At 45.9% G+C, this 7692-nt stretch carries 8 protein-coding genes; 5 read left to right on the forward strand and 3 right to left on the reverse strand.

What is annotated here, in order from left to right; all coding sequences use genetic code 11:
* Positions 1 to 52: 52 nt before the first annotated feature.
* Positions 53 to 439: a hypothetical protein gene (locus tag RYL88_RS09920; protein ID WP_314990968.1), complete on the reverse strand. Its 387-nt coding sequence runs from the start codon at positions 437 to 439 to the stop codon at positions 53 to 55.
* 131 nt (positions 440 to 570) lie between these two features.
* On the opposite strand from RYL88_RS09920, the gene RYL88_RS09925 reads away from it, so the two are divergent.
* The 3 genes from RYL88_RS09925 (at position 571) to RYL88_RS09935 (ending at position 2232) form a co-directional block, all read left to right on the forward strand.
* Complete coding sequence (locus tag RYL88_RS09925) at positions 571 to 1425, forward strand: D-amino-acid transaminase (RefSeq protein ID WP_314990969.1); 855 nt, start codon at positions 571 to 573, stop codon at positions 1423 to 1425.
* 149 nt (positions 1426 to 1574) lie between these two features.
* Entirely contained in the window at positions 1575 to 2072 is a 498-nt protein-coding gene (locus RYL88_RS09930; RefSeq protein ID WP_314990971.1) for a DUF523 domain-containing protein, read from the forward strand.
* Entirely contained in the window at positions 2050 to 2232 is a 183-nt protein-coding gene (locus tag RYL88_RS09935; protein ID WP_314990973.1) for a hypothetical protein, read from the forward strand. The genes RYL88_RS09930 and RYL88_RS09935 overlap by 23 nt, the downstream gene beginning before the upstream one ends.
* A 492-nt stretch (positions 2233 to 2724) precedes the next feature.
* On the opposite strand, the gene RYL88_RS09940 is transcribed toward RYL88_RS09935, so the two are convergent.
* A complete protein-coding gene (locus RYL88_RS09940; RefSeq protein ID WP_314990975.1) occupies positions 2725 to 4794 on the reverse strand; it encodes a M15 family metallopeptidase in 2070 nt (689 codons plus the stop codon).
* Positions 4795 to 4844: 50 nt separating this feature from the next.
* On the opposite strand from RYL88_RS09940, the gene RYL88_RS09945 reads away from it, so the two are divergent.
* Together RYL88_RS09945 and RYL88_RS09950 are read left to right on the forward strand one after the other, a co-directional pair.
* The gene (locus RYL88_RS09945) at positions 4845 to 6167 is read left to right on the forward strand and encodes an AAA family ATPase (protein WP_314990977.1); all 1323 of its coding nucleotides are present in this window, start codon (positions 4845 to 4847) and stop codon (positions 6165 to 6167) included.
* Complete coding sequence (locus RYL88_RS09950) at positions 6164 to 6667, forward strand: hypothetical protein (protein ID WP_295142358.1); 504 nt, start codon at positions 6164 to 6166, stop codon at positions 6665 to 6667. The genes RYL88_RS09945 and RYL88_RS09950 overlap by 4 nt, the downstream gene beginning before the upstream one ends.
* 424 nt (positions 6668 to 7091) lie before the next feature.
* Here RYL88_RS09950 and lolA read toward each other — a convergent pair whose 3' ends face one another.
* Positions 7092 to 7604 carry a LolA-like outer membrane lipoprotein chaperone gene (gene lolA / locus RYL88_RS09955; protein ID WP_314990979.1) on the reverse strand — a complete coding sequence of 171 codons (513 nt, stop codon included), beginning with the start codon at positions 7602 to 7604 and terminating at the stop codon, positions 7092 to 7094.
* Between the last annotated feature and the right edge of the window lie 88 nt (positions 7605 to 7692).

Raw genomic sequence — 7692 nt, forward strand, 5'->3', positions numbered from 1 at the left:
TTTTTTTTATAACAATTTATTTTATTTTTTTATTATTTTGGTTTTATTTTTTTTAGATAAAATACGGAAAATGCTCGATCCAAGCTTTTTTTATGAGCTCTTTGCTAACGGCTTTTCTCGCCCAAATTTTAAACATATCAAAGCCGATAAAAACGGCCGCAGTGCCTAGTACCGCGCTAACGATCGAGAGATGAAAATCAAGCTTGGTAAAAAGACGGTGCGTCAAAATCAGCAAAACAAAAAAAATGGCAAAGCATAAAAGCCCGTAAACAAGGTAAGTTCTTGCGTAGCGAAATTTAAAATTTAGCTTGGCAGGATCAATCAACATGCCTTCGTTAAAAAGGCAGTTTGCCTCGAGTAGATCGCGAAACAGCACGGGTTGCTTTGAGATAACGAAGATATTTTCTAGGATTAATTTTTTTAGCGCGTTATTTTTCATCTTTCTGATTATCCTTAAATTTAGTCCCAATTATATCAAAAACTTCGTAATCCAAGCTAAAATTTGGACTTAAGGCAACGCTTTTTTAAGAGTATTTGAGCTAAAATTACTTAAATTTTTAAGGAGAAAAAATGAACGGGATAGTATATCTAAACGGCGAATTTATAGACGCTGCGGCGGCTAAAGTTAGCGCATTTGACCGCGGATTTATCTTTGGCGACGGCATATACGAGGTCGTGCCGGTGCTAAACGGACGGCTAGTAGATAGGGAGGATTTTTGGGAGAGATTTGAGAGAAGTCTAGCTGCGATCGAGCTAAGCTTACCGCTTTCAAAGAGCGATTTTGGGGGAGTTTTAGAGGAAGTAATCTGGCGAAACAACCTAAAAGAAGGTGGCGTTTATATGCAGATCACCCGCGGCGTCGCCGATAGGGATTTTAAGTTTATAAAAGGCTTAAAGCCGACTTGTTTCGTGTTTTGCTACGAAAAAGATATCGTCGCAAACCCTGACGCCGCGACCGGTATCGAGGTCGTTAGCGTCGAGGATATCCGCTGGAAGCGCCGCGACATCAAATCGATCTCGCTTTTGGCGCAGTGCTACGCTAAGGAACAGGCCGTAAAAGCAGGCGCCTACGAGGGTTTCATGGTAGAAAACGGCTTTGTGACCGAGGCTACTAGCTCGTCTGCGTTTATCATAAAAGATAATGTCCTCATAACCAAACCGCTCTCAAACGAGATTTTGCCGGGCATTCGCCGCAAGGTGATCCTGGGTTTTGCCGAAAAGGCAGGGCTGGAGATCAGACAGCGACCGTTTACGATGCAAGACGTTTACGAAGCCGACGAGGTGTTTATCTCGGCTGCGACGCTACCGCTACTGCCCGTCGTCAAGGCCGACGGCAAGCCGATAAGCGGCGGCAAAGTCGGCAAATACGTGCCGATGCTAAGGCAAATGTATATAGATAAGATCAAAAAAGAGGCCGGGCTTTAGGCTAAAATTTGACGTTTCGGGTCTGCTTTATATTTGAGAGTCGGCTCAAATTAGGCTAAATTTGACGAATTTATTTAAATTTACCGTCCGAAGCGTTAGTAAATTTTGAGGAAATAACGCTTGCCAGACTATTAAATTCGGAACCAACGATGAAAAATAAACCCAAAATTTTAATCAGCGCTTGTCTGCTCGGCGAAAACTGCAAATATAACGGCGGCAATAACGCAGACTCGATTTGTGCGGGCGAGCTTTCCAAACTCAGACAAATTTACGAGCTCATCGCCGTTTGCCCGGAGTATCTGGGCGGACTGCCGACTCCGCGCGAACCTGCCGAAATTTGCTCAAACGGACGAGTTGTAACCAAATTTAGCGGCCGCGACGTGACGGCCGAGTTTCTTTTGGGTGCTCAAATTTGCGCCGATATCGCCCGCGAAAACGGCTGTAAAATCGCTATTTTAAAAGAGCGAAGCCCAAGCTGCGGAAGCGGCGAGATCTACGACGGAAGCTTTACCGGGCGGCTCGTTAGCGGCGACGGCCTAACCGCAGCGGCGCTAAAAAAACTTGGCGTTCGGGTGGTTGGCGAGAGCGCGCTTGCGGAGCTAAATTTGGAAAAAGAAGCGCAAAATGGCCGTGTGGATAAACGTTAAAGATATAGCGGACGGCGCGAAATTTTACGCCGGGGCGGCGATAAAGATAATGTCCGCGCCGCGCGGCTGGAGGAAGGAAATTTTATCCCTGAAGGCGGGCTTGTTTACCTTGTCTCGGACGATGCTTCAGATAAGAGTTATTTTAACTGCGTTTGTCTAAGCCGTGGCGAAGAAGGAAACGTGATCTACCACCCCTGGCAAAAGGGCAACTGTGTACTTGGAAGCGAGATCAAGCGGATGTTTGAAAGCGAGTTGCAAGAGGCGTTTATAAGTAAAAGTATCGAGATCGCGGCAACATAAGGCGGGAAAATTTAACATCTCTAGTTTGTTAGTAAAATTTGGTTTATGCTGCTAGCTAGCGGCGCAAACGTTGTTAGAAATTTGCGCGTATCAAATTTCTAGCGCGACTTTGGAAAAATTATCGCTTGAAATTTAAAAAATCTCAAATTCGTCAAATTTGCTTAAACTAAAAAATTGACACGCGGGCTACCGTAAGGCTAACATTAAATTTAAAATTTACAAACCGCCTATTGCCAACTAGAACCCAAATTTTAACTGACAACAAAAACAGTGACGTCTAGCTATCAGCCAAAACATAACGATAAATTTGAGCCCAATTTGCCTAAATTTATCGTTAAAACCGCGGTCAAATTTACCTTAGATGCCCAAATTCCGGTCTATACTCGAAGTGCATCGTATCAAAGCTAATCCAGCGCCCGCCCCAGATGAAGCCGTGCTTTTCAAATACGCGCACGATCTCTTCGGGGATTTGATTGCGGTAGCGGCCGTCCTTGCTCCAGCGCCAGTAGTCGCTCTTGTCGGTATTTATGTCGATCGCGATGCCGTAGGAGTGCGCGCTCTTGCGCTTGGTGCCCTCGATCACGCGCCAGTTAAACGTACCTGATGGATTATCGAGAAATTTTAGCAGCTCCGGTTTTTGCGCCACTAGCGCGTCAAGCTCGTTTGAAACGGCTTGCAGAGCAGCCGCCGCGCCGTTTTTGGAGTTAAATTTAAACGTCTTGCCGCCGTGATTTTTTAGCCAAACGACGTCTGTTAAATTTGCCCTCACTTCCGCCTCGTTCGCACCGTAAATTTTATCCAAAAGCTCGTAGTTTCGGTATCTGCCAGCGTCATTGCTAGGTAGAGCTAGAGGCTTAAATAGCGGATAAGGCTGCGCAAAAGTATCCTCGACGTCGGCTAGATTTAGCAGATGCGCCGTGTCCTTTACCTCGCCGTCGTCAAATGTGACCTTGCTACCGTCCGCGAAAATCACCTCGTTGCCGACGATTTTCACGCCGTAGGCTTTTTCGATCGCCGATTTTTTCGCGCGCGACGCCTCCTCGCCGCTAGCTACTTCAAAGGTATTCATCGAATTTATCCTCGAAACTAGCAAGCGTTTTGGATCGATGTCTGCTACGTCCGAGCCGATTTTTAGCGTCGTGATCGCTATGCCGCCGATCATGGCTCTACCGTTATCTTTCGTGCGGATGCCCCAGACGTCGTGCACGGCGAGCGGTTCGTCGCCGCGCATACCCGCGTAGAGCATGATGTGCCCGTTCATGTGAAATAGCGTTCTATACGGCACGGCTTGCGTTTTGATGACGTGCAGTTTTTCTTCCGCGCTTAAATTTGCTAGGTTTATGACCTTGCCGATTTGACCTTGCGCCTTTGAGTTTCGAGGTAGCCACACGCCAAAGCTACCCAGGAAATCTTGCAAAAACAGTGAGCAGTCGCGCTTGCCGCCAAACCCGCCCCAGCCGTAGCTTTGCCCCAGTAGCGATGACGCTAGCGCCCTTACGTTTTCGTCGCTAAATTTAAGCGGAAAGCGGCTTGCGCTTTGTTTTGAGATCTCGTAGTTTTTTAGCCCGTTTTGAGTCTGGATTTTGCCGTAAAATTTAAACTGATCCTCGCTTTGAAACGGCAAAATCGCGCCTATACGCCCGTAAAATAAAAAGTTGCCGTTTTTGTCGTAGATAGGCTCTTCGTCTTTTATAACGCTTAGAAATTTAGAGTTTTTTAGCTCGCGCACGCCGTCCGCGCTTAAAATTTTGATTTCGGTCGATTTTACCCAGGCCCATGCGGCGTCGCTACCTACGAACGCCCACGCGCCGTCGGCCGAAAAGTGCGAAACGTAAAGCGGATAGCCGATAGAGACGAAAGATAGCTGGGCGTAGTCAAACGGCAGCCCTTCGCCTGCGCGCACGGGATTATAGAGTACGGCCTCGTCGGTCGGTATATTTCGCAGGCTAGTATTTGCCGTCGTTATCGCAGGTAGAGAGACTTTACCGAAGCTCTCTACGCTAGCGTTTTTACGCACCTTTTCAAACCACTCGTTTGGGATTTTGCGCATATTTGAGAAATAATACTGCCTTTTTGACGTGTTTTTATAGTAGTCTAGCGCCCAAAAAGCGTCTTTTGCGGTCGTTGAGGGCGCTATTAGATCAAGCGCGCTAAAGCGTTTTTGCAGCAGGGTTTCGCCGCTGCTTTGCGCTTCAAAAGGCAGCATCGGCAGCGCATTTGCATTTTGATCGACGTCAAATTTTAGATAACTGATGTGGCCTAAATTTTCGTCCGAGCTCTCCTCGGGCATATCGTATGCTGGCGCGGCGTTAGCGCCTTGATCAGGTAAATTTACCGCGCCCGGGGTATCTTTTGACGACGCGCAGCCGCCCAGCATCGCTAACGCCGTCGCTACGGAAAATATAAATTTATAAAATTTCAATCTAGCTCCTTAAAAATAAGCTATAATTTTACAAAAAATTAGGAAAATTTGTGTTAAACCAGCTGCTAGACATCTTAAAAAAATCAAACGTTTTTCTCACCGGGCGCGGCGGAGTGGGCAAGAGCCACCTCACGCAAGCAGTCATTAAGCACTATAAAAGCGAGCTAAGAAACGTCGTTGTACTCGGCAGTACCGGCATCGCAGCGGTAAACGTCGGCGGAGTGAGCGTACATAGTTTTTTTAAATTCGGCATTTGCTCAAATCTTGAGGAGCTGCGCGGCTACGACCGTAAACAGCGCGGTAAACTCGGCGAACTAAAAAAGATGCTAGACGTCTGCGACCTCATCGTGATAGACGAGATCTCGATGATCAGCGCGGGACTGATGGATATGATTTATTACCGCTTGATGAGCTCGCGATTCGTCGGGCGCGTGATGCTCGTCGGCGACTTTTATCAGCTGCCGCCCGTGCGAAAAAACGGCGAAGATGGCAGCTCGCTGTTTAAATTTCTTTATGCTTTTAACTCTAGCTCGTGGCATGAATTTGAGTTTAAAAATATCGAACTGGTAGTCTCAAAACGCACGAAGGATAAGAAATTTTACGATATCTTATCTATGCTTCGCGTCGGGCGGCTGAGCCCCGAGGTGTTTGCCTATATCGAAAATTTACGCGTGCCAAGCGTGCAGGTAGATGACGACACCAGCGTGCTTTTTGGGCGAAACTACGAAGCGGACGAGCTAAATAACAAGATGCTTTCTCAGTTGCCCGCGCCGCTTGAAAGAGCCGAGGCGCTAGTTGAAATTTACGATGAAAATTTAAACGAAAACGCGCTGGATCGCTGGATCGCAAACCTCTACGCACCTGAAATTTTAAATATAAAAATCGGAGCGAAAGTTATATTTACCGTAAATAAATGGGGCGAGTACTATAACGGCGAACGCGGACAGATAATGCAAATTTTAAAAGAAAACGGCGAGATAAAAAGCGTCATCGTGCAAAAAGCTGACGGCGAGATCGTCGAGGTGGAGCGAGCTAGATTTGATATGAGCGAGTTCGTGATGGAGGGCGAGCATTTGCAGGAGCGCGCGAGGGCGTCTTTGACGCAGTTTCCACTAAAGCTAGCCTACGCGATCACGATACATAAATCCCAAGGCATGAGCATCGAAAATTTAGTGTGCGACCTAAATCATATCTTTGCCAACGGGCAGCTCTACGTCGCGCTATCGCGGGCGATAGACCCCAAAAAGCTGAGGATATTTTACGGCAAAAGTCGGCCATTTAGAGAGTATTTGCAAAGCGTCGTTAAAATAGACGAAGAGGTCGAGAAATTCTATCTTGAAAACAAATTTGAAAACATTAAGGAAGACGTATGAAAAAGATTTTTGCGCTGGCTTTTGCCGCGGTTATGGCCTTCGCCGAGACGCTAAATATCGACAACTTTGAAACCGATCTGTACTCCAGAGACGCTAAAAGCTCGATCAAAAAAGTAAGCGTGAGCCTGCGTCTAGAGGGGCGCGACGTCGCGGATAACGAAGCGTACGTGCTTGACGCGCTAAACGTCGTTATCGGCAGCTTTTATGTCGAGGATCTGCTAACCTCGCTGGGTAAGGAAAAATTTAAAGAAACTCTTGTTAAATACACCGCTAAAAAGCACTCCATAGATATCGACGAGGTGCTCATCATCTCGCTAAAAACCGTGCGCGAACCAAATATCGAAGAGCTACTTGAAGCGCTAAAAAACGTCAAAACTACGGGCTCTAAAAGATCGCAAAAAGAGCAGGTCGAGGATATACTAAGAGGAAATAAAAATCAGCTAAAACCGATGGATTTAAACCAGATAGATGATTTTGGCAAGGATTTTGGCGAGCAGTAAATTTGGGATTAAATTTATAAATTTTACTCGCCGAGACCCGCACCTTTAAGGTGCTAAATTTTGTTTGGTCAAATTTGGATTTTAGTCTTTATTGTTAAGGGGGAAGGGGCTTGAATTACGAAGTCGCTCCCTTCCCCCTTAAAAATCCCCCAACCCCTACGACGTGAGATGTGGCGACATAGCTTTGCTGGCGCAAAGCGTCGCGAGTTTAAATTTAGCATTTTTGCGGTGCGGGTCTCGGTGAGTCAAATTTACAAATTTGACTTCAAATTTGAATAGAGAACAATAAGGCGAAGTATCGCGAGATGATTTTTAGGGTTGTGCGGTAAAATTTTGGCGAAGATAGAACACGTAGTTCATCGAGCCAAAATTTTACAAACTCCGTAAAAAGCGCTCGCGAGACAAGCCACTATTTACAAAGAATTTATTGGTTTATGACGTCATAATACGACGGTATTACCGGCGTCAGCAAATCATCGCTTATCTTAAAATCCTTTTTAGTATTGCTCAGCGTGATTTTGATTTTGTTGCCGAGCTTATCCTCGTAGTCGATCCTTGTGGGGATGTAGTTTTTCACGGTGATTAGGTACTCCACGCCGTCGTATTTGGCCTTATAAAGCGTATCGGTGATCTTAACCGCATTTCTAACGACGTCAATCAAATTCGGCGCCTTTTCAAATTTAGAGACGATAGCTTGCTCGAGCGTATCCTCGATCACGACGACGCGGTTTTTATCAAAGTAGATTTTTTTAGGCGTCGGGCGCTCGTAGATCCAGTAGGCGCGGTTGTTGCTTTTTGCGTAAAATTTACCGTAGTAATCGACCGTTTCGTTCTCGCTCGTGATGGTTTGCACGAAGTCGCTTTGAAGCGTGACGAAATTTAACGTAGCCGCAAAAGCCGAGGCGCAAAATAGTAAAAATGCTAAAATTTTTTTCATATATTTTCCTTTACCGGGCAAAATTCTAGCTAAGTTTAAATAATAAAATGTTAAAATCCAAACTTTAATAAAATTTAACGCATAGAAA

This window comes from uncultured Campylobacter sp. (genome assembly GCF_963517995.1).
Classification (GTDB): domain Bacteria; phylum Campylobacterota; class Campylobacteria; order Campylobacterales; family Campylobacteraceae; genus Campylobacter_A.

Excerpts from the sequence above, each read along its gene's own strand:
- lolA (WP_314990979.1), bottom strand. The coding sequence starts at position 7,604 with ATGAAAAAAATTTTAGCATTTTTACTATTTTGCGCCTCGGCTTTTGCG.
- RYL88_RS09930 (WP_314990971.1), top strand. The coding sequence starts at position 1,575 with ATGAAAAATAAACCCAAAATTTTAATCAGCGCTTGTCTGCTCGGCGAA.
- RYL88_RS09950 (WP_295142358.1), top strand. The coding sequence starts at position 6,164 with ATGAAAAAGATTTTTGCGCTGGCTTTTGCCGCGGTTATGGCCTTCGCC.
- RYL88_RS09925 (WP_314990969.1), top strand. The coding sequence starts at position 571 with ATGAACGGGATAGTATATCTAAACGGCGAATTTATAGACGCTGCGGCG.
- RYL88_RS09935 (WP_314990973.1), top strand. The coding sequence starts at position 2,050 with ATGGCCGTGTGGATAAACGTTAAAGATATAGCGGACGGCGCGAAATTT.
- RYL88_RS09920 (WP_314990968.1), bottom strand. The coding sequence starts at position 439 with ATGAAAAATAACGCGCTAAAAAAATTAATCCTAGAAAATATCTTCGTT.